Below are 23,484 nucleotides of genomic sequence, written 5' to 3'. Positions count from 1 at the left end.
GGGCCGACGGCCCGCCGCCCGCACCTCGCCGCCACCCCAGCCGGGAGGAGCACGCCCATGGCCGGCTCCGGCCGACCGTCGCGCACCACCGCCACCGCGTCCACGCAGGACCGCCCGGTCGTGCGCCGCGGTGACGACCGCGCCCAGGTGGACGCCTCCCGGTGACCGGAGCCCCGCCACCGGTGCGGGGCTCCGCCCGTCTTCCCGACGCCGCCCGACGCGGCGGGTTAGGAGCAGTCATGTCCGTCCCCGATGAACTCCCGCGGCGCTCCGCGCGCAGACGTCGCCGGTTGGCCGCGGTGCTGGCCGCGGTCGTGCTCGGAGGTGTCATGGTCGTCTTCGGCTCGGCGACCAGCTCGGCGGCCACCGTCGACACCACCGCGTGGTACGTGCTGGTCAACCGCAACAGCGGCAAGGCACTCGACGTCTACAACCTGGCCACCAACGACGGCGCGCGCATCACCCAGTGGACGCGCAACGACGGCAACCAGCAGCAGTGGCAGTTCGTCGACTCCGGCGGCGGCTACTACCGGCTCAAGTCCCGCCTGTCCGGCAAGGTGCTCGACGTCTACAACCTCTCCACCGCCGACGGCGCGAACATCGTGCAGTGGACCGACGGCAACGGCGTCAACCAGCAGTTCCGGCTGGCCGACTCCGACGGCGGCTACGTGCGGCTGATCAACCGCAACAGCAACAAGGCCGTCGAGGTGCAGAACGCCGTCACCACCGACGGCGGCAACATCGTCCAGTACACCGACTGGGGCGGGACCAACCAGCAGTGGCAGCTCGTCCGGGTGGGCGGCGGCACGAACCCCACCACGACGACCACCACCACGTCGCAGCAACCGTCCGGCCAGTACACCAACCCGGTCGTGTGGCAGGACTTCGCCGACGTCGAGGTGATCCGGGTCGGCGAGGTGTACTACATGACCGCCTCGACCATGCACTACTCGCCCGGCGCGCCGATCCTGCGGTCCTACGACCTGGTGAACTGGGAGTTCGCGGGCCACTCGGTGCCGTCGCTGGACTTCGGCACGAAGTACGACCTGACCAACGGGCAGCGGGCCTACGTCAACGGCATCTGGGCGTCCACGCTGCAGTACCGGCCGAGCAACCGCACGTACTACTGGGCCGGCTGCATCGACTTCAACGACACCTACATCTACACCGCCACCAGCGTCGAGGGCCCGTGGAACCGGCACGCCCAGATCGACAACTGCTACTACGACGCCGGCATGCTCATCGACGACAACGACACGATGTACGTGGCGTACGGCAACAGCACGATCAGCGTCGCCCAGCTGTCCGCCGACGGCCGCAGCCAGGTCCGCACCCAGCAGGTGTTCCAGACCCCGTCGAACGTCGGCACGCTCGAGGGGGCGCGGTTCTACAAGCGCAACGGCAGCTACTACATCTGGCTGACCCGACCGGCCAACGGCCAGTACGTCCTCAAGGCCAGCAGCCCGTTCGGCCCGTACACGATGCGCCAGGTGCTGCTCGACCTCCCGGGGCCCATCTCCGGCGGAGGCGTGCCGCACCAGGGCGGGCTCGTGCAGACGCAGAACGGCGGCTGGTACTACATGTCGTTCGTGGACGCCTACCCCGGTGGCCGCGTGCCGGCGCTCGCGCCGATCACCTGGACCTCCGACGGCTGGCCGACCCTCCAGACCGTCAACGGCCGGTGGGGCGTGAACTATCCCTCGCCGCTGCCGACGCGGCCGGTCAAGCCGCTCACGGGTGCCGACACGTTCGCCGGCACGACCCTCGGCCCGCAGTGGGAGTGGAACCACGACCCGGACACCAGCCGGTACTCGGTCAACAACGGGCTGACGCTGCAGACGGCCACGGTCACCAACGACCTCTACGCCGCCCGCAACACCCTCACCCACCGCATCCAGGGGCCGACCTCCACCGCCACCGTCGAGCTGGACTACAGCGCCATGCGCGACGGCGACCGGTCCGGCCTGGCCATGCTGCGCCAGTCGTCGGCGTGGATCGGCGTGCGGCGCGACAACGGCCAGACCCGGGTGGTGATGACCAACGGCCTGGCGATGGACGGGAGCTGGCGCACCACCAGCACCGGCACGGAGGTCGCGAGCGCCGCCGTCAGCGGCGGCCGGATCTGGCTGCGGGCCAACGCCGACATCCAACCCGGCTCCAACCGCGTCGCCCGCTTCTCCTACAGCACCGACGGGGTCAACTTCACCCCGTTCGGCCAGAACCTCACGCTCAACAACACCTGGCAGTTCTTCATGGGCTACCGCTTCGGCATCTTCAACTACGCCACCCAGGCGCTGGGCGGCGCCGTGACGGTCCGCAAGTTCGACCTGACGACGCCCTGACCCGGGGTGGACGACGGTGAACCCCATGCGGCGAACAGCCGCAGGGGGTTCACCCTTTCGCCCGCAGAACGCACCGGAAGAATCGCGCGGCACCCTCGAAATTTGCGAAAATTGTTTCGAATTTCTTCGCAATAACCGCAGCGCGCCAGGCCGGTGACCACCCCTCCGACACGTCCCGGTCGAACCGGTTAACCACCGGTCTGACCTGCACTTTCCACGCCGACTCCTGATCGATTCCGATACCGGCCGTCGGTGTTCATGCATGTAAACCAGGGCGATCGAGCGGGCCAAGGGGAGCCTTGATTGCCCTAACTGTTTCGGCTAATACTGCTTAACGTTTCGATACCTACGGCGGGCGTCCCGGGAAGCGGGACACCCGTTCGGGCGGGACACCGACCCGCCATCCCCCGACCCGATCCACCCGCCCTGCCGCGGGTGCTCCCCAGAAAGCGCCAAACATGACGCTGACAGCGAAGTCAGTCTCACGAGTCGCACTCGTGTCGACCCTGGTGGCCGCCGCCGCGGGAGCCGCGCTCCTCGTGGCGTCCCCGGCCAGCGGCGCCGCCTCCACGCTCGCCGCCGCGGCGCAGCAGAGCGGCCGCTACTTCGGCACGGCGGTGGCCGCGAACAAGCTCGGCGACTCGACCTACGTGAACATCCTGAACCGCGAGTTCGACATGGTCACGGCCGAGAACGAGATGAAGATGGACGCCACCGAGCCGAACCAGAACCAGTTCTCGTTCAGCAACGGCGACCGGATCGTCAACCACGCCCGCAACCAGGGCAAGCGGGTGCGCGGCCACGCCCTGGCCTGGCACTCCCAGCAGCCCGGCTGGATGCAGAACATGTCCGGCACCTCCCTGCGCAACGCGATGCTGAACCACGTCACCCAGGTGGCCACGTACTACAAGGGCAAGATCTACGCCTGGGACGTGGTGAACGAGGCGTTCGCCGACGGCAGCAGCGGCGGCAGGCGCGACTCGAACCTCCAGCGGACCGGCAACGACTGGATCGAGGCCGCGTTCCGCGCCGCGCGGGCGGCCGACCCGGGCGCGAAGCTCTGCTACAACGACTACAACACCGACAACTGGTCGGCCGCCAAGACCCAGGGCGTGTACCGGATGGTGCAGGACTTCAAGTCCCGGGGCGTGCCGATCGACTGCGTCGGCTTCCAGGCGCACTTCAACAGCGGCAACCCCGTGCCGTCCAACTACCACACCACGCTGTCCAACTTCGCCGCGCTCGGCGTCGACGTGCAGATCACCGAGCTGGACATCGAGGGGTCGGGCTCCAGCCAGGCCCAGCAGTACCAGGGCGTCGTCCAGGCGTGCCTGGCCGTGAGCCGCTGCACCGGCATCACCGTCTGGGGCATCCGCGACAGCGACTCGTGGCGCGCCTCGGGCACGCCGCTGCTGTTCGACGGCTCGGGCAACAAGAAGGCCGCCTACACCTCGGTCCTCAACGCGCTGAACAACGCCTCGACCTCGAACCCGACGTCCACCACCACCACCACGACCGACCCGACCGGTCCGACCACCACGACCACGCAGAACCCGGACCCGGGCGGCTGCACCGCCACCTACTCCGAGGGTCAGAAGTGGAGTGACCGCTTCAACGGCCAGGTCACGGTCTCGGGCACGAACAACTGGATCGTCACGGTGACCGTCAGCTCGCCGCAGAAGATCATCGCCACCTGGAACACCACCGCCTCCTGGGACAGCAGCGGCAACGTGATGACCGCCCGCCCCAACGGCAACGGCAACGTCTTCGGCTTCACCATCATGCACAACGGCAACTGGAGCTGGCCCAGCCTCTCCTGCCGGGTCGGCTGAACCGACGCGGGGGGAGAGCCCGGCCGGGTCCTCCCCCCGCGCGGGCGCCCCTCCGGGTGGGCGCACCCACCAGTGGAAGGAACAACCCCATGCGCAGGAACGACTCCCGCGCGGCGCGGTCGGCCGCGGTGGTGGCCGCCGCGGCGCTCGTCGCGACGAGCGCCGCGCTGATCGCGTCGCAGCCCGCGTCGGCGGCGGCCGGTTGCCGGGTCGACTACGCGATCGCCTCGCAGTGGCCGGGCGGGTTCGGCGCGAACGTGGTCGTGACCAACCTCGGCGACGCCGTGACCGGGTGGCGGCTCACGTGGTCCTTCGCCGGCGACGAGCGGATCACGCAGTCGTGGAACGGCTCGCACACCCAGTCCGGGGCCCAGGTCACGGCGGTCAACGCGGCCTGGAACGGCGCGATCGCCACGGGCGCGACGGTGTCGTTCGGCTTCAACGCCACGTCCGGCGTCCAGCCGACCACACCGTCGACGTTCGCCCTCAACGGCACCGTGTGCACCGGCTCGACGACCACGACAACGACCACCACCACAGGTACCACCACCACGACGACCAGCACGACAACGACCACCACGACGACCACGCCGCAGCCCGGCCGGCCCATGATCGAGAACAACTACCCGGTCACCCGGGAAGGGGCTTACGGCGACAAGCGCTTCACCGTGTTCCGCCCGTCGAACCCCCAGGCGGTCGACCGGGCGCTGCCCGTGCTGGCCTTCGGCAACGGCGCGTGCGCGCACACGGACAACAGCGAGGTCACGCGCATCCTGACGTTCATCGCGTCCAAGGGCTTCGTCGTGGTGGACACCGGTTCGGCCGACGGCTCGGCCAACGGCGTGCCGAGCGGGTCGCCCATCCCCTCGCTGCTCACGGACGCGATCAGCTGGGCCGAGCGGGAGCAGAACCGCTCCGGGGCACCGCTGCGCCAGCGCCTCGACCTGCTGAAGGTGGCCACCGCCGGCCACTCGTGCGGCGGGCTGGAGGCCCTGGTCGCCGCCCAGGACCGCCGGGTGTCCGGTGTCGTGTCCCTCAACAGCGGGTTCTTCGCCGACGGCTCGTTCGGCTACCCGCGCTCGGAGCTGTCCAAGCTGCACACCCCGGCGCTGTTCATGGACGGCGGGTCCTCCGACATCGCCTACGCGAACAACCAGGCCAACTACGACCTGGCGACCGTGCCGGCGGTGCTGGCCCGCCACCCGCAGGCCGGGCACACCGGCTTCATCACGGGCAGCCAGCTGACCGACGGCATGACGACGGTGGTGCAGTTCCTCGACATGGTGCTCAACGCCAACCCGACGGCGCGCGCGTACGTCCTGAGCCCGTCCGGGCTCGCGTTCAAGGCACCGTGGACGGTCGCCACCAAGAACTTCTGACCATCGCACGAGGGGTAACGGCCGGCACCGGCACGCGTGGAGTCCAGCGCGTGCCGGTGTCGGCCGTTCGGCGTTCCCGCGCAATCCGGACATCTCGCACAGTGCTAAAAATGTTAGCGTTAACTTCAGCAACATCGATTACGAAGCGGTCGCGAACTCCGTCCTCGACCACATCCAAAGTGGCAATTGGGAACGTTCCCTGATTGCGGTAGTCCGAACAGCGCAATATGCGGACCAACCTCGCCGCACAGCCTTGTGAACGTGAACATTTCGATGCCACACTCCTGCTCGGCACCGCCCGACCGGGCTCCTCCCCGTCCCGCCGCCGCGGGGTGCGCCACGCGCGAACGCACGCTCCGCACCGACCTCGCCGGGTGTCGCCCGATCGTCCTGCCCACCACCCGGGGCACCCCGGGTGACCTCCGAAAGTGTGGAACATGAACCTGACAGCGAAGTCAGCGTCACGAGCCGCGCTCGTGTCGACCGCCGTGGCGGCCACGCTCGGCGCGACGTTGATCATGGCCTCCTCGGCGAGCGCGGCGACCACCCTCGGCGCCGCCGCCGCGCAGACCGGCCGCTACTTCGGCACCGCCGTCGCGGCGGGCAAGCTCGGCGACTCGACCTACGTGAACATCCTGAACCGCGAGTTCGACATGGTCACGGCCGAGAACGAGATGAAGTGGGACGCGACCGAGCCCAACCGCGGCCAGTTCAACTACACCAACGGCGACCGCATCCTGAACCACGCGCTGAACAACGGCAAGCGCGTCCGCGGCCACGCCCTGCTCTGGTACCAGCAGCAACCGGGCTGGGCCCAGAACTTGAGCGGCACGGACCTGCGCAACGCCATGATGAACCACGTCACCCAGGTCGCCACCCACTACAAGGGCAAGGTCTACGCCTGGGACGTGGTGAACGAGGCGTTCGCCGACGGCAGCAGCGGCGGCCGGCGGGACTCGAACCTCCAGCGGACCGGCAACGACTGGATCGAGGCCGCGTTCCGCGCCGCGCGGGCGGCCGACCCGGGCGCGAAGCTCTGCTACAACGACTACAACACCGACGGCGTGAACCCGAAGTCGACCGGCATCTACAACATGGTGCGCGACTTCAAGTCCCGCGGTGTGCCGATCGACTGCGTGGGCTTCCAGTCCCACCTCACCAACTCCGCGCCCTCGGACTACCAGGCCAACCTCCAGCGCTTCGCCGACCTCGGCGTCGACGTCCAGATCACCGAACTCGACATCTCCGGCTCCAACCAGGCCAACGCCTACGCCACCGTCACCCGCGCCTGCCTCGCCGTCACCCGCTGCACCGGCATCACCGTCTGGGGCATCCGCGACAGCGACTCCTGGCGCACCGGCCAAAACCCCCTCCTCTTCGACAGCAGCGGCAACAAGAAAGCCGCCTACACCTCCGTCCTCAACGCGCTCAACGCCGGCGGCACCACGGTTCCCGGCGGGACCACCACCACGACCACCACGACCACGACGACGACCACCACCACCACCACGACCACCACGAGCGATCCCGTCCCGAGCGGCTGCACGGCTTCGGTGTCGCTCAACTCGTGGAACGGCGGTTTCGTGGCCACGATCAAGGTCACGGCCGGGTCCACCGCCCTGCGCGGCTGGCGGGTCACCACCACGTTGCCCTCGGGCACGACCGTCACCGGCTCGTGGAGCGCGAACCGCAGCGGTGACACCGGCACCGTGAACTGGACCAACGTCGACTACAACGGCAGCGTCCCGGCCGGCCAGTCCACCGAGTTCGGCTTCCAGGGCACCGGCAGCGGCGCGGGCCTCAACCCCACCTGTGCCGGGAGCTGACCCGATGCGCAACGTCAAGAGCAAGCTCGTCGCCGTCGTCGCGGCGGTGGTGCCGCTGATCGCCGCCGCGGCCCTGGCCGTCCTCGCGCCGCCCGCGAACGCGGCCTCGCTGACCCGGGTCACGGGCTTCGGCACGAACCCGACCGGCCTGAACATGTACGTCTACGCCCCCGACCGGGTGGCCACCCGCCCGGCGCTGCTGGTCATGGTGCACTTCTGCGGCGGTTCCGCGAGCGCCGTGCACAACGGCAACGGCCACGACTACGTGACCGCGGCCGACCGCTACGGGTACGTGATCGTGTACCCGGAGGCGACCCGGGACGGCCACTGCTTCGACGTGTCCACCCCCAACGCGCTGCGCCGCGACGGCGGCGGCGACTCGACGGGGATCATGTCGATGGTGGCGTACGCGCGGCAGCGCTACAACGTCGACCCGGCCCGCATCGTCGTGGCGGGCTTCTCGTCCGGCGCGATGATGACCAACGTGCTGGCGGCCCAGTACCCGGACGTGTTCAGCGCGGGCGCGGCCTACTCCGGCGTCCCGGCGGGCTGCTTCGCCACCACCAACGGGTCGCTGTGGAACAGCCAGTGCTCGGGCGGGACGGTGCTGAAGACGCCGCAGCAGTGGGGCGACCAGGCACGCGCCATGTACCCCGGCTACACCGGGCCGTACCCGCGGATGCAGTTCTGGCACGGCACGACCGACACCACGCTCGCCTACCCGAACTTCGGCGAGGAGCTGGACCAGTGGACCAACCTCCACGGGGTCAGCCGCACGCCGTCCGCCACGGACTATCCGCAGTCGAGCTGGACCCGCACCCGGTACGGCAACGCCGTGGAGGGCATCAGCATCCAGGGCACCGGCCACACGTTGCCGCAACCCGGGATGCTGGCGTACTCGATCGGCTTCCTCGGCCTGGACCGCCCGCCCGCGACGACGACCACGACGACCAGCACCACGTCCACCACGACGAGCACCACGACGACCAGCACCACGAGCACGACCACCACGACGACGAGCACGACCACGACCACGCCGGTCCCCTCCGGCGGGTGCAAGGTCACCGCGGTGGTCAACGCCTGGAACAACGGCCTGACCGAGACGGTCACGATCACCAACAACGCCGGCACCCCGGTGAGCGGCTGGCAGCTCCGGTTCACCCTGCCCGGCGGGCAGGCCATCACCGGCGGCTGGAGCGCCTCCTACTCCCCCGCGACCGGCGAGGTGACGGCGCGCAACGTCGACTACAACGCGCAGATCCCGGCGAACGGCTCGGTGCAGATCGGCTTCCAGGCCACCCACACCGGCAACAGCGCCCCCGCCACCGGGTTCGCGCTCAACGGCGTGCCGTGCGCGTCGGCGTGACGAGCCCGTTCCCCCGACTGGAGGTTCCGTGATCAGCACGAGCAAGCGGCTCGGGGCGGTGGCGGCGGCACTGGCGTCCGTCACCGCGCTGACCGTCGTCCTCTCCCCGGCCGCCTCGGCCGCCGCGCCCCTGCGCGACCTGGCCGCGGCCAAGGGGCGGTACTTCGGCAACGCGATGACCGCGGGCGACTTCAACGACTCGGCGTACCGGGCGTTGAGCGCACGCGAGGCGGGCGTCGTCACGCCCGGCAACGAGATGAAGTGGGACGCGACCGAGCCCAACCGGGGCAGCTTCACGTTCACGCGCGGCGACCAGGTCGTCGCCGGCGCGGTCGCGGCCAACCAGAAGGTCCGCGGCCACACGCTGGTCTGGCACAGCCAGACGCCGTCGTGGGCGCAGAACCTGCCTGCGGCGGAGCTGCGCTCGGCGATGGTGAACCACATCAACACCGTCATGGGCCACTACAAGGGCAAGGTGTTCGCCTGGGACGTGGTCAACGAGGCGTTCGCCGAGGACGGCACGCGGCGGCAGTCGTTCTGGCAGCAGAAGCTCGGTGACGGGTTCATCGCCGAGGCGTTCCGCGCCGCCCGCGCCGCCGACCCCGGCGTGAAGCTCTACTACAACGACTACAACACCGACGGCATCGGCGCGAAGAGCGACGGCGTCTACAACCTGGTCAAGGCGTTCAAGCAGCAGGGCGTGCCGATCGACGGCGTCGGGTTCCAGGCGCACATGATCGTCGGCCAGGTGCCGTCGTCGTTGCGGCAGAACCTCCAGCGGTTCGCCGACCTGGGCGTCGACGTGGCGATCACCGAGCTGGACATTCGGATGAAGACCCCGGCCGACAGCGGCAAGCTGGCGCAGCAGGCGCGGGACTACGCCGCCGTGGTGGACGCGTGCCTGGCCGTGGCGCGGTGCGTCGGCATCACGACGTGGGGGTTGAGCGACAACCACTCGTGGATACCCGGCGTGTTCCCCGGTGAGGGCGCGGCGCTGCCGTTCGACGGGAACCTCCAGCCCAAGCCGGCGTACAACGCCATGAGCACGGCTTTCGGTGCCGGCGGCCCGACGACGACCACCACGACCACCACCACGACCACCACGACGACGACCACCACCAACGGTCCGCTCCCGACGGGCTGCTCCGCCGCGTACCGGGTCACCGGGCAGTGGCAGGGCGGGTTCCAGGCCGAGATCACGGTGAGCGCCGGCGCGGCGGCCATCAGCGGGTGGGCGGTCTCCTGGACGTTCGCCGACGGGCAGGCCGTCAGCTCCTCGTGGAACGCGGTGCTGACCGCGCAGGGCCCGTCCGTGACGGCCCGCAACACGTCGTACAACGGCGCGATCGCGGCCGGGTCGAGCACGACGTTCGGCTTCGTCGGCACCTCGACCGGCCGGAACTCCTCGCCCACGCTCACCTGCGCCACCACGTGAGCGGCCACCCGACCGAAGGGACGACGATGTTCCACCAGCACGCGGACCGCGCCGCGCCCCGGCGCAGGTCCCTGATCGCCTCCACCGCCGCGGCGCTCCTGCTCCTGCTGGGCGCGGGTGGCGTCGCCCTCGGCGGCACGCCGACCGGCCAGGTGGGCGCCGCCGCCGCGACCGCCGGGTGCGGCAAGGCCCCGACGCTGACCAGCGGCACGCACACGATCACCAGCGCCGGCCTGAACCGGTCCTACATCCTGCGGTTGCCGGCCAACTACGACCAGAACCGGCAGTACCGGCTGTTCGTGGGCTTCCACTGGCTCGGCGGCACCGCGGGCAACGTCGACTCGGGCGGCACGGACGGCTACAACTGGTCCTACTACGGGCTGCGGAAACTGGCCGACGCGGCGAACAACAACACGATCTTCGTCGCGCCGCAGGGCATCGACAACGGCTGGGCGAACTCCGGCGGTCGCGACCTGACGTTCGTCGACGACCTGGTGCGGCTGCTGCAGTCGGGGCTGTGCATCGACACCGCGCAGCAGTTCGCGGGCGGCTTCAGCTACGGCGGCGCGATGTCGTACGCGGTCGCCTGCGCCCGCGCCACCGTGTTCCGCGCGGTGGTGGTCTACTCGGGCGGGCAGCTCAGCGGGTGCAACGGCGGCACGCAGCCCATCGCGTACATGGGGGTGCACGGCATCGGCGACACGGTGCTCAACATCTCCCAGGGGCGCGGCATGCGCGACACCTTCGTGCGCAACAACGGCTGCACGGCCCAGAACCCGCCGGAGCCCCGCGCGGGCAGCCTGACCCACGTGGTCACGAACTACAGCGGCTGCCGGGCCGGGTTCCCGGTCGTGTGGGCGGCGTTCGACGGCGGTCACACGCCCGGTCCGATCGACGGGTGCACCTGCGACGGCTACCGGACGTGGACGTCGGCCGAGGTGTGGAAGTTCATCACCCAGTTCGAGGGCAGCGGTCCCACCTCGACCACGACAACCACCAGCACGACAACGACCACGACCACCACGACGACGACCACTTCGGTGCCCGGTGGCTCGACGTGCCGCGTCACCGACGCGATCAACGCGTGGAACTCCGGGCTGACGTCCAGCATCACCGTGACGAACACCGGGTCGACGCCGGTCGCGGGCTGGTCGCTGGTGTTCGCGCTGCCGGACGGCCAGACCATCACGTCGGGCTGGAACGCGACCTTCGCGCCGGCGTCGGGCCAGGTGACCGCCAGGAACGTCTCCTACAACGGTGACATCGCCCCGAACGCCTCGGTGACCATCGGCTTCCAGGCCAACCACACCGGCAACACCGGCGCACCGCGGTCGTTCACCCTGAACGGCAACCCCTGCACCACCGCCTGACCAGCGGGGCTGCCGCCACGACGGCCGGCGGCAGCCCCACCGCGGGTTCATCGCACCGGACCCGCGGGCCACCACCCCCCCTTGTCCGCCGCCGAACCACCGCACCACCCACCGCCGGCCGCGCCACCACCGCGTGCGCGGCACCGATGACAGGAGTTCCATGTCGTCCTCACCGCTGAGCCGACGCAGGCTGCTGCAAGCCGCGGGCGTCGCCGCTGTCGCGAGCACCGTGCCCTCGGTGTTCTCCGGGGTCGCCCAGGCGGCCTCGGTGCCGCCCGTCCGCGGCGACATCGGCGTGTCCGCGCAACCGTTCGACCTCGGCCAGGTCCGCCTCACCGCCGGCCGCTGGATGGACAACCAGAACCGCACGCTGTCCTACCTGAAGTTCGTGGACCCCGAGCGCCTCCTCTACAACTTCCGGATGAACCACCGCCTGTCCACCAACGGCGCCGCGGCGCTCGGTGGTTGGGAGGCGCCGAACTTCCCCTTCCGCACCCACAGCCAGGGGCACTTCCTCAGCGCGTGGGCGCAGGCGTGGGCGGTCACGGGCGACACCACGTGCCGCGACCGGGCCAACTACGTGGTCGCCGAGCTGGCCAAGTGCCAGGCCAACAACGCGGCGGCGGGCTTCACCACCGGTTACCTGTCCGGTTTCCCCGAGTCGGACTTCGACGCGCTGGAGGCCGGCACCCCGAAGGCGGTGTCGTACTACTCGCTGCACAAGACCCTGGCCGGCCTGCTGGACGTCTGGCGGCACGTCGGCAGCACGCAGGCGCGGGACGTGCTGCTGCGGTTGGCGGGCTGGGTGGACTGGCGCACGGCCCGGTTGTCCTACAGCCAGATGCAGCGGGTGCTGGGCACCGAGTTCGGCGGCATGAACGCCGTCCTGACCGACCTCTACCAGCAGACCGGCGACGCCCGCTGGCTCACCGCCGCCCAGCGGTTCGACCACGCCTCGGTGTTCGACCCGCTGGCCGCCAACCGCGACCAGCTCAACGGGTTGCACGCCAACACCCAGGTGCCGAAGTGGGTCGGCGCGGCACGCGAGTACAAGGCCACCGGCACGACCCGCTACCGCGACATCGCGTCCAACGCCTGGAACCTCACCGTGGCCGCGCACACCTACGTGATCGGCGGCAACAGCCAGGCCGAGCACTTCCGCGCGCCCAACGCCATCGCCGCCTACCTCAACACCGACACGGCCGAGGCGTGCAACACCTACAACATGCTCAAGCTGACCCGCGAGCTGTGGCTGCTCAACCCCGACAACGCGGCCTACTTCGACTACTACGAGCGCGCCCTGCTCAACCACCTGATCGGCCAGCAGAACCCGGCCGACCCGCACGGCCACATCTGCTACTTCACGGGCCTCAACCCGGGGCACCGGCGCGGCAACACCGGGCCTGCGTGGGGCGGCGGCAACTGGAGCACCGACTACACCACGTTCTGGTGCTGCCAGGGCACCGCGCTGGAGACCAACACCAAGCTGTCCGACTCGATCTACTTCCGCAATGGCACCACGCTGACCGTGAACCTCTACACCCCGTCGGTGCTGACGTGGTCGGAGCGCAACATCACGGTCACCCAGGCCACCACCTACCCGGCGTCCGACACCACCACCCTGACGGTGACCGGCAGCGTGGACGGGTCGTGGACGATGCGCCTGCGCATCCCCGCCTGGGCCACCGGCGCGACGGTGAGCGTGAACGGCGTCGCGCAGGGCATCGCCACCACCCCGGGCACCTACGCCTCGCTGACCCGGACGTGGGCCTCGGGTGACGTGGTGACGCTGCGCCTGCCCATGCGGGTGGTCGTGCAGCCGTCCAACGACAACCCGTCCGTCGCCGCGATCACGTACGGCCCGGCCGTCCTGGCGGGCAACTACGGCAGCACGGCGCTGTCCTCGCTGCCGACGCTCGACGTCTCCTCCATCACCCGCACCAGCACCTCGGCGCTCGCGTTCACGGCGAAGGCCAACGGGGCGACGGTCAACCTGGGGCCGTTCCACGACGCCCACGGCTACAACTACACGGTCTACTGGAACACCACGGGCGGCGGCACCGGGGGCGGCAGCTACCGCCTGGTCAACGCGGCCAGCGGCCTGGTGCTGGGCATCCGGGACATGTCGACGGCCGACGGCGGCCTGGCCCTGCAGTGGGGCGACACCGGCACCGCCGACCACAACTGGGAGATGATCACCGACGGGGCCGACGTGCGGCTGCGCAACCTCAACAGCGGCAAGGTGCTCGGCGTCGAGAACATGTCGACCGCCGACAACGCGCGCGTCCTGCAGTGGAGCGACAACGGCACCGCCGACCACCGCTGGAGGCTGATCGACAACGGCGACGGGACCTACAAGATCCGCAACGCCAACAGCGGCAAGCTGCTCGGCATCCTCAACGGCTCCACCGCCCAGGGCGCGCAGGCGGTCCAGGACTCCGACAACGGCTCCGCCGACAACCGCTGGAGGCTGGTCCGCAACGCATAACGCCGTCACGGCGACCGCGGACACCCCGGCGGTACGGGCCGGGGGCGGTCTGCGACCGACCGCCCCCGGTCCCCCGACCGACCGACCCGGCGCCGCACCGGTGTGGCCTGGTCCACCCCCGGTGCGGCGCCGGGTCGACCACCGGCGCGCGGTCACGGCTCGCCCGGACGGCCCGGTGCGCTACCGTCACAGGTCGAGGGTGTTCAACAGCGCAGCACCCCGATCGACCTCCGCGACCGCGCGGGGCCAGGACCGCCGAGGGGTGCGTGGTGGCAGGCGATCCGGACGTTCGCGCCGCGCGCCCAGCCGGTCCACCAGCAGCGGGGACGCGCCGCCACCGCCGGGGTCTCGGCGGCGGGTCGCCGACCGAGCCAGTGAAGGTGGCCGAGATGCGCGAATCGGGCTTCGTGGACCGGGTGGGGGGCCTGGGCCTCCACGACCACGTGTGCTGGCGGTACACCGCACGTCACGAGTTCCACCACAGCGCCCGGGAGTTCCTGGTCGACGGCCTGCGCCGCGGCCTCCAGGTCTGGTACGTCGCCACCGGCGCCACCGCCGACCTGGCCGCCGACCTGCGCGGTGGCGACGCGCTCGACGCGGGGCTGCGCACCGGCGCGGCCCGCGTCGTGTCGCTGGACGACACCTACCCGGTCGGCACCGCCGTCGAGCCGGCCGCCCAGGTCCGCGCCTACGCCGACGCCACCGGGGCGGCGCTGGCGGCCGGGTTCGCCGGCCTGCGCGTGGCCGCCGACTGCACGCCGCTCGTGCGCACGCCGGAGCAGCTCGACGCGTTCGCCCGGTACGAGCACCTGATCGACCGCTACATGGTCGAGCGGCCGTTCTCCGCCCTGTGCGCCTACTCCGCCACCGAGGTGGACGAGGAGGCGTTCCCGCAGGTCGCCTGCATGCACCCCGGCGCCAACGACGCGTCGCCGGGCTTCCGGCTGCACGCGGCGGCCGACCACGTCACCGCCCTCGGCGGGGAGCTGGACCCCGCCAACGAGGACCTGTTCGCCCTCGCGCTGGAGCGGTCGGACCCGCGCCCGCGCGACGGGCGGTGGGTGGTCGACGCCCGCGCGGTGGAGTTCCTCGACCACCGCGCCCTGATCCGGCTGTCCGCGCACGCCGCAGAACTGGGCGCGGCCGTCGTGCTGCGCACCTCGTGGTCCGGCGCGGCCACGCTGGTCGAGCTGCTCGGCCTGCCCGACATCAGCGTGGAGAGTGCCGCGTGACCCTCACCGACGTCCCGCCACTGGGTTCCTTCGTTCACCCGGCCGTGTTCTACGGCTCCGACGAGGAGTACCTGCGCCTGCTGGTGCCGTTCGTCCTCGAAGGGCTGGCGCAGGGCCAGCCGGCGGCCGCGGCGGTCCCGGGCGAACGGCTGCGGCTGCTGCGCGAGGGCCTGGGCGCGCACGCCGACGACGTGCTGCTGCTGGACATGGAGGTCGAGGGCCGCAACCCGGGCCGGATCATCCCGGCGGTGCTGCGCCGCTTCGCCGACGCCCACCCGGGCACGCACGTGCGCATCATCGGTGAACCGATCTGGGCCGGCCGCACGGACACCGAGTACCCGGCGTGCGCCCAGCACGAGGCGCTGATCAACCTGGCCTTCGCCGGGCGCGACCTGACCATCGCGTGCCCCTACGACACCGCCGCCCTGGCCGACCACGTGCTGGCCGACGCCCTGGCCACGCACCCCGTGGTGTGGGAGGCGACCGGGCGCTGCGACAGCGACCACTACGCCCCCGCCGCCGTGGTCGACCGGCACAACAGCGCCATCACGCCGTCCTCCGGCGCCTTCGTGCTGCCGATCGACGCGACCACCGGCATCCGCGCGGCGCGCCGGGCGGCCACCGCCGAGGCGCAGCGCCACGGACTGACCGCCGAGCAGGTCGCCACCGTCGCGCTGATCACCACGGAGCTGGTGACCAACAGCCTCCGGCACACCGACGGCGGCTGCCGGCTGACCGTGTGGCGCGACGCGGACCACCTGGTCTGCACCGTCGAGGACACCGGTCGGCTGACCGACCCGCTGGCGGGCCGCCGCCCCGTGCGGCCGGACCGGCCGGGCGGGCGCGGGCTGCTGGTGGTCAACTCGCTGGCCGACCTCGTCCGCACGCACACCACCCCGCACGGCACCACCGTGCACGCCTTCGTGCGCCTGGCCGGGTGATCCACCTCATTGTCCACAGTGGACGGCCCGGGGACGTGGCCGACGCGCCACGAACAGGTGAACAGTGCGCGGCGCGAGCGCCCGGCGGGGCGACCCGCGCATCCGGTTGATTGTGCCGGGTGCCACCGGGCACGTACGGTGGTGCCCGGTGAGTCTTCCACCGGGTTCCGCCGCAGAGCGACGATACGGGTTGAGCAGCAGCTCGGTTGCCGGTTCTCGTGGTCGACGAGAGGCATCCCATGCTCCAGACGAACAGCACGGACGACCTGGTGACGGTCCGGACCACCGAGCGGCGGGGCGTGCCGGTCGTCGCGGTGACGGGCGAGGTCGACTCCACGACCGCGTGGCCGATGCGCAGCGGCCTGCTCGACGAACTCGACCGAGGCCCGCGCCGGCTGGTCGTGGACCTGTCCGGGGTGCGCTTCATCGGCTCCACCGGGCTCCGGGTGCTGGTGGAGGCGATCGACCGCGCGCAGGCCCGCGGCACGGCCTTCGCCGTCGCGGCCGGTCACCGAGCCGTGCTGATGCCGATGCGGATCACTGAGCTGGACCGGGAGGTGGCGGTGCGGCCGACGGTCGAGGACGCGGTGGCCGCCGTGCTGGCGCCCTGAGGGGCCGTCAGCCCAGGTCGCCGGGCGACTTGCAGTCGATCTCGGCCCAGACGGTCTTGCCGTCCTCGTGGCGCTCGACGCCCCACCGCGAGCCGCAGTTCTGTACGAGCAGCATGCCGCGCCCGCGGTCGGTGCTCAGCCGCGACCGGCCGACGACGACCTCGCCGGGTGCCGCGTCGTCGACTTCGACGCGCACGGTGCTCGGGTGGGCCGAGCGGTACACGCGCAGCCGCCGCGGCGCCTCGCCGTGGTCGTAGGCGTTGGCGACCAACTCGGTCACCACGAGCAGGCAGTCGCCCAGCTCGTCCTCGGTCAGGTCCGTCAGGGCGCTGCCCATCCACCGCCTGACCTGAACCAAGGGTGGGACCTCCTCGGTGAGGTCCAGTGCCAGCGGTCTCGGACCGCTCTCTTCCCGGTCGAGCATTTCGCGCGCCTCATGTCCTCCAGCCGGAGACGTCGGACAGCGCGAAGGTACCCGCATCCTCGGTCCGTCAACCTGTACCGCGATGCGCACCATACCGCCCGGCCCGCTCACCACGGACAACATCATCGGGGCGGCATGCGAAATCCCCCGTGAGGGTCAGGTCCGCCGGACGGCCGGGCCCTGCCCCCGGCCGATCCCCCGTCACGTCGCGTCACGTCACGTCACGCCGCGTCGCCGAGGCGGTGGGCGGTGTCCTCGTCGAAGTCGTCCAGGAAGTCGTGCAGGACCTCGGCGAGGTGGTCGAGCGACCGCGTCGCGTACAGGACCGGTTGGTAGCCCGCCGCCTGGTAGGAGGTCCGCGCGATGGCGGCGACGTCCCACGGGCGGATCTCGGCGCGGTGCAGCTGCCGCAGTTCGCCGTACGACGACAGCAGCGCCGCCCCGTACGCCTTGACCTCGCGGCCCTCCCGGGCGACGCCGTACTCCAGGCTGAACCAGTAGACGTGGCTGAGGAGGGTGAGCGCGGGCTCACCGTCCACTCGGCACGCGGCCGCGCCGAACGCCCGGTACAGGTCGGCGAACCGCGGTGAGGACAGGTGCGTGCCGTGGCCGAACACGTCGTGCAGCACGTCGGGTTCGGGCGTGTAGAGCGGCACGGCGGGGTGGCGGACGTACTGCACGGCGTGGAAGTAGCCCCGCGCCAGCGCGCCGAGGAACCGCTTGTCCGGCACCAGGCCCGGCGCGAGGGTGAAGCGGAACCCGGTCAGCTCGTGCAGCCGGTCCCCGACCTCGGCGTGCTGCGGCACGTGGTCGTCGGGGACGGGCGCGGCGTCGCGCAGCTCCAGCACCGCCCGGCAGACCCGGCCGTCCTGCACCGCGCACAGCGCCGCGTGCACGCGCCGCCACGTGGCGTGCTCCTGCTCGGTGTAGGCCACCGGCGGCGACGGGTCGCCCACCTCGTGGCCCTCGGCCAGCGCCACGATGGCGTCGCGCCGCCGCACGTAGGCCGCGTCGCTGAGCCCGGGGTGCGCCTCGGGGGGACCGAGCCGCCCGTCCGGGGCCACCGGGACGCGCATCGGTCGCGCCTGGGTGTTCGTCGTCATGCACGGTCGGCTTCCCGCCCGGGACGGCCTCACGCCTGTCACACTTCGGTTGGACACGTGTGGGTGACCTGCTCACCCGCAGTGCACAGTTGATCTCGTGTCGCGAACCTCTATGCCAAGCCGGCCGGCAACGGACAGAATGGGTGTCGTGATGGAAGCCGACTCGCCAAGCCCCGCACCGACCACCACCGTCGCCGAGGACGCGGTGATCGTCCGCATCGTCGGGGACGTTGACATGGCAAACAGCGATGACCTGCGGGAACACTGCGTCGACCTGCTCGACGACGGTGCGGACGCCCTCGTGCTCGACCTGTCGGAGGTGTCCTTCTTCGCCTCCTCCGGCATCGCGGCGCTGGGCCACATCCGGACGCACAACGCCTCGCTGCGGCAGAGACCGGTGCACGTGGTGGCCAGCCGTTCCGTCCGGCGTTCCCTGCAGGTCACGGCGATGGACAAGCTCCTGCCGCTGCACGACACCCTGGACGACGCCCTGACCGCCGTGCGGGCCGCCGCCAACTGACCGACGGCGACCGGGCCGATCGGGTGTGACCACGCGCCGCCGGGCCGGCACCACGCGGCCGACCGGTCGACGTGGGCCGGCGCCGGCGCGCCCGACCCCTCTCGCGCACCACGCGAAGTGCCCCGCCGCCACCGGCTCCCTCCCGGGACGGGTGGTATGGTCGGGCCGGAGAGAACCGTTCGCGAGGAGATCTCGACGTGGCAGGTGAAGACGACATCTCCGGGTGAGACCCGGATGTGCGAGGCCGCAGGCGTTGCCGCCGCGGCCCGCTGAGTCGTCCCCTTCCCACCGGGCACCGCGCTGCCCACCCCGCACCCGAGGTCCCTTCGCCATGTCCGACCACTGCGTCGTCGTGTCCGCCCTGTCCTTCTCCTGGCCCGACGACACCCCCGTCTTCACCGACCTGTCCTTCACCGTCCCCCCGGGCCGCACCGGGCTCGTCGCGCCCAACGGCGCGGGCAAGAGCACGCTCCTCAAGCTGATCGCCGGCGAGCTGCGCCCGACCGCGGGCAACGTCGCGGTCGACGGCGTCCTCGGCTACCTGCCCCAGGACCTGCCCCTCACCGGTGAGCCGACGGTCGCCGAGGTGCTCGGCATCGCCCCGGTGCTGCGCGCGCTGGAGGCCGTCGAGTCCGGTGACGTCGCCGAGGAGCACTTCACCACCATCGGCAACGACTGGGACGTCGAGGAGCGCACCCGCGCCCAGCTCGACCGGCTCGGCCTGGGCCACCTCGCGCTCGACCGCCGCCTGGGCACGCTCAGCGGCGGCCAGGTGGTGTCGCTCGGCCTCGCCGCCCAGCTGCTGCGGCGGCCGGACGTGCTGCTGCTGGACGAGCCGACCAACAACCTCGACCTGGACGCCCGCCACCGGCTGCACGAGGTGCTCGACGACTGGTCCGGCTGCCTGCTGGTGGTCAGCCACGACCGGGCCCTGCTGGACCGCGTGGACCGCATCGCCGAGGTCGACGCCGGCGAGGTGCGCTACCACGGCGGCAACTTCACCGAGTACCGGCGGGCGGTCGCGGCGGCGCAGGAGGTCGCCGAGAAGAACGTCCGCACCGTCGAGCAGGAGCTCAAGCGCGAGAAGCGGGAGATGCAGCAGGCGCGGGAACGGGCGCAGCGCCGCGCGGGCACCGCGGCGCGCAACCTCGGCAACGCCGGCCTGCCCCGGATCTTCGCCGGGACGATGAAGCGCAACGCGCAGGAGTCCGCGGGCAGGGCGAGCGGGACGCACGCGGCACGCGTCGGCGCGGCAAAGGCCAGGCTGGACGAGGCCGAGCGGGCGTTGCGCGACGAGCAGAAGATCGTCCTGGAGCTGCCGCGCACGGCCGTGCCCGCCGGGCGCACGCTGTTCCTCGGCGAACGCCTCCGCGCCGGTTACGACGGGCGAGAGCTGTTCGCGGGCGAGGGCGCGGACCTGGTGATCCGCGGGCCCGAGCGGATCGCGCTCACCGGGCCCAACGGCGTCGGCAAGTCCACGCTGCTGCGGATCGTGCACGGCGACCTGGCGCCCCGGGCCGGCGTGGTGAAGCGGGCCGACGGGCGGATCGCCCACCTGTCCCAGCGGCTCGACCTGCTGGACGACGGCCGCACGGTCGCCGAGAACCTGGCGGCGTTCGCGCCGGCGATGCCGCCCGCGGAGCGGATGAACCTGCTCGCCCGCTTCCTGTTCCGCGGCTCCCGGGCGCACCTGCCGGTCGGCGCGCTGTCCGGCGGCGAACGGCTGCGCGCCACGCTGGCCTGCGTCCTGTTCGCCGAACCGGCACCGCAACTGCTGCTGCTGGACGAGCCGACCAACAACCTCGACCTGGTCGGCACCGAGCAGCTGGAACGCGCGCTCAACGCCTACCAGGGCGCGTTCGTGGTGGTCAGCCACGACGAGCGGTTCCTGGCCGAGATCGGCGTCGACCGCAGGCTGCGGCTCGACAACGGCCGGTTGGTGGAGGCGCCCGAGCCCACCGCGGCCGGCTGAGCGGGGACGACGACCGTGGTGGAAGCAGCTCTGCTCGCGCACGACCTCGTGCGCGTCCTGGGTGGTCGGCGGGTGCTCGACGGGGTGTCGCTCACCGCGGCGCCCGGCCGGCGGATCGGCCTGATCGGCGAGAACGGCACGGGCAAGTCCACGTTGCTGCGGTTGCTGGCGGGCGTGGACGTGCCCGACGGCGGGCACGTCACGCGCCCGCCGGACCTGGGCTACCTGCACCAGGAGATGCCGTTCGCGCCGGGGGCCGCGGTGGCGGACGTGCTGGACGACGCGCTGGCCGGCGCGCGCGAGGACCTCGCCGAGCTGGACCGGCTCGCCGGCCTGCTGACGTCCTCGCCGCAGGACGCCCACCTCCTCGCCGCGTACGCCGAGCGCCTGGAACGGGCGCAGCGGCACGACGCCTGGGACGCCGACCGGCGCGCGGGGATCGTCCTGGCCGGGCTGGGCCTGGGCGACCTGGCCCGCGACCGCGCCCTGGCGTCCCTGTCCGGCGGGCAGCGCACGCGGCTCGCGCTGGCGGCGCTGGTGGTGCGCCGGCCGTCCGCGCTGCTGCTGGACGAGCCGACCAACCACCTGGACGACGACGCCGCGGCCTTCCTGGAGGAGCAGTTGCGCGGCCTCCCGGGGACCGTGGTGGTGGCGAGCCACGACCGGGCGTTCCTCGACGCGGTGTGCACGGACGTGGTCGACCTCGACCCCGCGCCGGACGGCCCGGTGCGCCACGGCGGCAACTACAGCGCGTACCTGGCGGAGAAGCACGCTCAGCGGCGGCGGTGGCGGGAGCGCCACGCCGAGGAGCAGGAGGAGCTGGCGGCGCTGCGCGAGGTTCTGGGCGTGGTGGCGCACCGGGGCGCACCCCTGCGCGAGAAGCGCGACAACGAGAAGATGGGCTACGGGCACCGGGCCGGCCGGGCGCAGAACCAGGTCGCCCGCCGCGTGCGGAGCACCGCGCGCCGGCTGGAGGAGCTGGAACGCCGGCAGCTGCCCGCACCGCCCGTGCCGCTGCGCTTCCGGCCGGATGCGTTGGCGGACCAGGCTCCCGACGACATCGTGGTGTCCCTTCGGGACGTTCGGGTGCCCGGTCGGCTCGCGGTCGACCGGCTGGACGTGCCCGCCGCGGCGCGGCTGCTCGTCACCGGGCCGAACGGGGCCGGGAAGTCCACGCTGCTGCTCGTGCTGGCGGGACGGCTCGGAGCCGACGGGGTGCGGCGCCCACCCGGGCTGCGGGTGGGACTGCTGGGTCAGGACACGCGCTTCGACCGTCCCGAGCGCACCGCGCGGGAGGTCTACGCGTCGGCGCTGGGCCCGGCACGGGCGGACGCCGTTCCGCTGCCGTCGCTGGGGTTGCTGCACCGGTGGGACCTGGGCAAGCCGGTCGGCGCGCTGTCGGTCGGGCAGCGGCGGCGGCTCGCCCTGGCGCTGGTCGTGGCGGACCCGCCGGAGCTGCTGCTGCTCGACGAGCCGACCAACCACCTCTCCCCCGCGTTGTGCGACGAGCTGGAGGACGCCCTGGGCCCGGGTCCGGGCGCGATCGTGCTGGCGAGCCACGACCGCCGGCTGCGCTCGCGGTGGCGGGGTGCGCGGGTGCGCGTGGACGGCGGAACCGTGCTGGTGGACGGGCCGGACCTGACGGGCTAGGCAGTTGGGCGTAGTGCGCCAACCGTCGTGGGAGCGCTGTCTTCAGCCTCGCGAGAGCGCTCTCACGACTCTCTTCGCCGACCACGACCACCACCGGTTCCGGCGGCAGCGGGTGGAGCGCCTACGGCGAGATCCAGGCCGAGCAGGCCGCGTCCCGGTCCGGTGGCACGATCGAGTCCACATCGGACAGCGGTGGCGGCCAGGACGTCGGCGGGTTGGAGAACGGCGACCGGTTGCGCTTCCCCGGTGTCCGCTTCGGCTCCACCGCGGCGACGCGGTTCACCGCGCGGGTGGCGTCGGGTGCGGGCGGGCCGGCTGGCTCGTGGAGGTGCGGCTGGACAGCCCGACCGCCACGCCGGTCGGCGGCTTCGCCATCGGCAACACCGGCGGCCGGCAGTCGTGGCGGGCGGTGCCGACGAACATGACCGGCACGCACGACGTGCACGTCACCTTCACCGGCGGCCGGCCGGCCGAGTTCGTCGGCGTCAACCGGCTGAAGTTCGCGCGGGACCCCGGTGGGCCGCGGTCGTCAACGACGACGCCGCGGCCCGCCGGCCTCTAGGGGTGCATCCGGGCACCCTTGAGCACCTTGTCGACCGCGTTGCGCGGACCGTGCACGCCGATGCCCACCAGGTCGAGGGCGTCCCCCGGCACCGCGCGCACCGCGGCGCGGTTGGCCACGTCGTCGCCGGTCGCGAACAGGTCCGAGGTGAACACCGCGAGCGCCACGCCCCGGGTCACCGCCCGGGCGTGCGCGGTGGTCAGGACTTCCTTGCCCCCGGCCAGCACGAGCACCGGTTGGCCGAGCATCGCCAGGTAGCGGGTGCCGTCGGCGTCCTCGTACGGTTCGCCGACCGCCTCGGGGACGGCCGCGGTGAGGCCGCTCGCCAGGAAGGCCGTCACGTTGAGCGCCTGCCACGGCGCCAGGTCGTCGCGGAGCAGCACGGCGAACTTCGTCTCGAATCGTTCCACCCGGACACCGTCGCCCACCGG

General features: G+C 72.0%; 19 protein-coding genes. 16 read left to right on the top strand and 3 right to left on the bottom strand.

The window, feature by feature from the left end:
* The first annotated feature begins 239 nt into the window (after positions 1-239).
* The 11 genes from ACIGNX_RS00470 to ACIGNX_RS00420 all read left to right on the top strand — a co-directional run bounded on the left by ACIGNX_RS00470 (position 240) and on the right by ACIGNX_RS00420 (position 16,822).
* On the top strand, positions 240-2,342 hold the full coding sequence (locus tag ACIGNX_RS00470) for a family 43 glycosylhydrolase (protein WP_396534708.1): 2,103 nt from the start codon (positions 240-242) through the stop codon (positions 2,340-2,342).
* A gap of 458 nt (positions 2,343-2,800) precedes the next feature.
* Entirely contained in the window at positions 2,801-4,174 is a 1,374-nt protein-coding gene (locus tag ACIGNX_RS00465; RefSeq protein ID WP_396534706.1) for an endo-1,4-beta-xylanase, read from the top strand.
* An 89-nt stretch (positions 4,175-4,263) separates the two neighbouring features.
* Positions 4,264-5,553: a cellulose binding domain-containing protein gene (locus ACIGNX_RS00460; protein WP_396534704.1), complete on the top strand. Its 1,290-nt coding sequence runs from the start codon at positions 4,264-4,266 to the stop codon at positions 5,551-5,553.
* 437 nt (positions 5,554-5,990) lie between these two features.
* Positions 5,991-7,379 (top strand): endo-1,4-beta-xylanase, encoded by a 1,389-nt coding sequence (locus tag ACIGNX_RS00455; RefSeq protein ID WP_396534702.1) that lies wholly within the window; start codon positions 5,991-5,993, stop codon positions 7,377-7,379.
* 4 nt (positions 7,380-7,383) lie between these two features.
* Positions 7,384-8,745: a PHB depolymerase family esterase gene (locus ACIGNX_RS00450; protein WP_396534700.1), complete on the top strand. Its 1,362-nt coding sequence runs from the start codon at positions 7,384-7,386 to the stop codon at positions 8,743-8,745.
* Positions 8,746-8,773: 28 nt separating this feature from the next.
* Positions 8,774-10,180, top strand: coding sequence for an endo-1,4-beta-xylanase (locus ACIGNX_RS00445; protein WP_396534698.1), 1,407 nt, complete (start codon positions 8,774-8,776; stop codon positions 10,178-10,180).
* A 26-nt stretch (positions 10,181-10,206) separates the two neighbouring features.
* On the top strand, positions 10,207-11,550 hold the full coding sequence (locus ACIGNX_RS00440; RefSeq protein WP_396534696.1) for a cellulose binding domain-containing protein: 1,344 nt from the start codon (positions 10,207-10,209) through the stop codon (positions 11,548-11,550).
* Between the two features lie 160 nt (positions 11,551-11,710).
* Positions 11,711-14,038: a beta-L-arabinofuranosidase domain-containing protein gene (locus ACIGNX_RS00435; protein ID WP_396534694.1), complete on the top strand. Its 2,328-nt coding sequence runs from the start codon at positions 11,711-11,713 to the stop codon at positions 14,036-14,038.
* A 389-nt stretch (positions 14,039-14,427) separates the two neighbouring features.
* Complete coding sequence (locus ACIGNX_RS00430) at positions 14,428-15,270, top strand: MEDS domain-containing protein (protein WP_396534692.1); 843 nt, start codon at positions 14,428-14,430, stop codon at positions 15,268-15,270.
* Positions 15,267-16,211, top strand: coding sequence for an anti-sigma factor RsbA family regulatory protein (locus tag ACIGNX_RS00425; protein WP_396534690.1), 945 nt, complete (start codon positions 15,267-15,269; stop codon positions 16,209-16,211). Before ACIGNX_RS00430 ends, ACIGNX_RS00425 begins: the two co-directional genes overlap by 4 nt.
* A gap of 239 nt (positions 16,212-16,450) precedes the next feature.
* Positions 16,451-16,822, top strand: coding sequence for an STAS domain-containing protein (locus tag ACIGNX_RS00420; protein ID WP_396534688.1), 372 nt, complete (start codon positions 16,451-16,453; stop codon positions 16,820-16,822).
* A gap of 7 nt (positions 16,823-16,829) precedes the next feature.
* Here the strand turns inward: ACIGNX_RS00420 and ACIGNX_RS00415 are convergent, their stop codons facing one another.
* Positions 16,830-17,246, bottom strand: a complete 417-nt coding sequence (locus tag ACIGNX_RS00415) for an ATP-binding protein (RefSeq protein WP_396534686.1) — start codon at positions 17,244-17,246, stop codon at positions 16,830-16,832.
* Between the two features lie 221 nt (positions 17,247-17,467).
* Positions 17,468-18,349, bottom strand: a complete 882-nt coding sequence (locus ACIGNX_RS00410) for a phenylalanine 4-monooxygenase (protein WP_396534684.1) — start codon at positions 18,347-18,349, stop codon at positions 17,468-17,470.
* Positions 18,350-18,461: 112 nt separating this feature from the next.
* Here ACIGNX_RS00410 and ACIGNX_RS00405 point away from each other — a divergent pair, with 112 nt between their 5' ends.
* The 5 genes from ACIGNX_RS00405 (at position 18,462) to ACIGNX_RS00385 (ending at position 23,053) form a co-directional block, all read left to right on the top strand.
* The gene (locus ACIGNX_RS00405) at positions 18,462-18,869 is read left to right on the top strand and encodes an STAS domain-containing protein (protein ID WP_396535636.1); all 408 of its coding nucleotides are present in this window, start codon (positions 18,462-18,464) and stop codon (positions 18,867-18,869) included.
* 331 nt (positions 18,870-19,200) lie between these two features.
* The gene (locus tag ACIGNX_RS00400; RefSeq protein ID WP_396534682.1) at positions 19,201-20,841 is read left to right on the top strand and encodes an ABC-F family ATP-binding cassette domain-containing protein; all 1,641 of its coding nucleotides are present in this window, start codon (positions 19,201-19,203) and stop codon (positions 20,839-20,841) included.
* An 18-nt stretch (positions 20,842-20,859) separates the two neighbouring features.
* Entirely contained in the window at positions 20,860-22,491 is a 1,632-nt protein-coding gene (locus tag ACIGNX_RS00395; protein WP_396535634.1) for an ABC-F family ATP-binding cassette domain-containing protein, read from the top strand.
* Positions 22,492-22,622: 131 nt separating this feature from the next.
* A complete protein-coding gene (locus tag ACIGNX_RS00390; protein WP_396535632.1) occupies positions 22,623-22,916 on the top strand; it encodes a carbohydrate-binding protein in 294 nt (97 codons plus the stop codon).
* Positions 22,820-23,053 (top strand): carbohydrate-binding protein, encoded by a 234-nt coding sequence (locus ACIGNX_RS00385; RefSeq protein ID WP_396534680.1) that lies wholly within the window; start codon positions 22,820-22,822, stop codon positions 23,051-23,053. The genes ACIGNX_RS00390 and ACIGNX_RS00385 overlap by 97 nt, the downstream gene beginning before the upstream one ends.
* On the opposite strand, the gene ACIGNX_RS00380 is transcribed toward ACIGNX_RS00385, so the two are convergent.
* Positions 23,050-23,463 (bottom strand): DUF2000 family protein, encoded by a 414-nt coding sequence (locus ACIGNX_RS00380; protein ID WP_396534678.1) that lies wholly within the window; start codon positions 23,461-23,463, stop codon positions 23,050-23,052. The two genes, ACIGNX_RS00385 and ACIGNX_RS00380, sit on opposite strands and share 4 nt — an antisense overlap.
* Between the last annotated feature and the right edge of the window lie 21 nt (positions 23,464-23,484).

The organism is Actinosynnema sp. NPDC053489 (assembly GCF_044544865.1).
GTDB lineage: Bacteria > Actinomycetota > Actinomycetes > Mycobacteriales > Pseudonocardiaceae > Actinosynnema.
Note: the sequence above shows the minus strand (reverse complement) of the source record. Positions and strands in the feature narration are given on the sequence as shown.

Excerpts from the sequence above, each read along its gene's own strand:
- ACIGNX_RS00455 (WP_396534702.1), top strand. The coding sequence starts at position 5,991 with ATGAACCTGACAGCGAAGTCAGCGTCACGAGCCGCGCTCGTGTCGACC.
- ACIGNX_RS00405 (WP_396535636.1), top strand. The coding sequence starts at position 18,462 with ATGCCAAGCCGGCCGGCAACGGACAGAATGGGTGTCGTGATGGAAGCC.
- ACIGNX_RS00450 (WP_396534700.1), top strand. The coding sequence starts at position 7,384 with ATGCGCAACGTCAAGAGCAAGCTCGTCGCCGTCGTCGCGGCGGTGGTG.
- ACIGNX_RS00460 (WP_396534704.1), top strand. The coding sequence starts at position 4,264 with ATGCGCAGGAACGACTCCCGCGCGGCGCGGTCGGCCGCGGTGGTGGCC.
- ACIGNX_RS00420 (WP_396534688.1), top strand. The coding sequence starts at position 16,451 with ATGCTCCAGACGAACAGCACGGACGACCTGGTGACGGTCCGGACCACC.
- ACIGNX_RS00435 (WP_396534694.1), top strand. The coding sequence starts at position 11,711 with ATGTCGTCCTCACCGCTGAGCCGACGCAGGCTGCTGCAAGCCGCGGGC.
- ACIGNX_RS00440 (WP_396534696.1), top strand. The coding sequence starts at position 10,207 with ATGTTCCACCAGCACGCGGACCGCGCCGCGCCCCGGCGCAGGTCCCTG.
- ACIGNX_RS00400 (WP_396534682.1), top strand. The coding sequence starts at position 19,201 with ATGTCCGACCACTGCGTCGTCGTGTCCGCCCTGTCCTTCTCCTGGCCC.
- ACIGNX_RS00465 (WP_396534706.1), top strand. The coding sequence starts at position 2,801 with ATGACGCTGACAGCGAAGTCAGTCTCACGAGTCGCACTCGTGTCGACC.
- ACIGNX_RS00470 (WP_396534708.1), top strand. The coding sequence starts at position 240 with ATGTCCGTCCCCGATGAACTCCCGCGGCGCTCCGCGCGCAGACGTCGC.
- ACIGNX_RS00430 (WP_396534692.1), top strand. The coding sequence starts at position 14,428 with ATGCGCGAATCGGGCTTCGTGGACCGGGTGGGGGGCCTGGGCCTCCAC.
- ACIGNX_RS00415 (WP_396534686.1), bottom strand. The coding sequence starts at position 17,246 with ATGCTCGACCGGGAAGAGAGCGGTCCGAGACCGCTGGCACTGGACCTC.
- ACIGNX_RS00410 (WP_396534684.1), bottom strand. The coding sequence starts at position 18,349 with ATGACGACGAACACCCAGGCGCGACCGATGCGCGTCCCGGTGGCCCCG.